We start from the raw sequence: 656 nt of genomic DNA, 5'->3' as shown, positions 1-656 counted from the left end.
AGCAGCGGCTGCTGCTGGAGACCTCCTGGGAGGTGTTCGAGCGCGCGGGCATCCCGGTGGACGCGCTGCGCGGCAGCGACACCGGCGTCTTCGTCGGCGCCGCCACCCCGGGCTACATCGTCGGCACCCAGCGCGGCCCGCAGGGCGCCGAGGGCTACACGCTGACCGGCGCCTCCGGCAGCGTGGTCTCCGGCCGGATCGCCTACACCTACGGCCTCGAAGGCCCGGCGATCACCGTCGACACCGCCTGTTCCTCCTCGCTGGTCGCCCTGCACTGGGCTTGCCGGGCGCTGCGCGCCGGGGAGTGCTCGCTGGCTCTGGTCGGCGGCGCCACCGTGATGACCGTGCCCGGCATGTTCGTGGAGTTCAGCCGGCAGCGCGGCCTCGCCCCGGACGGCCGCTGCAAGGCGTTCGCGGCGGAGGCGGACGGCACGGGCTGGGCGGAGGGCGTGGGCGTGCTGCTGCTGGAACGGCTCTCCGAGGCGCGGCGCAACGGCCACCGGGTGCTGGCGGTGGTGTGCGGCTCGGCGGTCAACCAGGACGGCGCCTCCAACGGCCTGACCGCGCCCAACGGGCCGTCCCAGCGCCGGGTGATCCGCGCGGCGCTGACCGCTGCCGGGCTGACCGCCGACCAGGTCGACGCCGTCGAGGCGCAC

General features: G+C 75.9%; 1 protein-coding gene. It reads left to right on the top strand.

What is annotated here, in order from left to right; genetic code table 11:
* A partial coding sequence (locus VM95_RS37865) for a beta-ketoacyl synthase N-terminal-like domain-containing protein (RefSeq protein ID WP_045706099.1) occupies positions 1–656 on the top strand: 656 nt, incomplete at both ends.

It is taken from the genome of Streptomyces rubellomurinus (genome assembly GCF_000961885.1).
Classification (GTDB): Bacteria; Actinomycetota; Actinomycetes; order Streptomycetales; family Streptomycetaceae; genus Kitasatospora; species Kitasatospora rubellomurina.
Note: the sequence above shows the minus strand (reverse complement) of the source record. Positions and strands in the feature narration are given on the sequence as shown.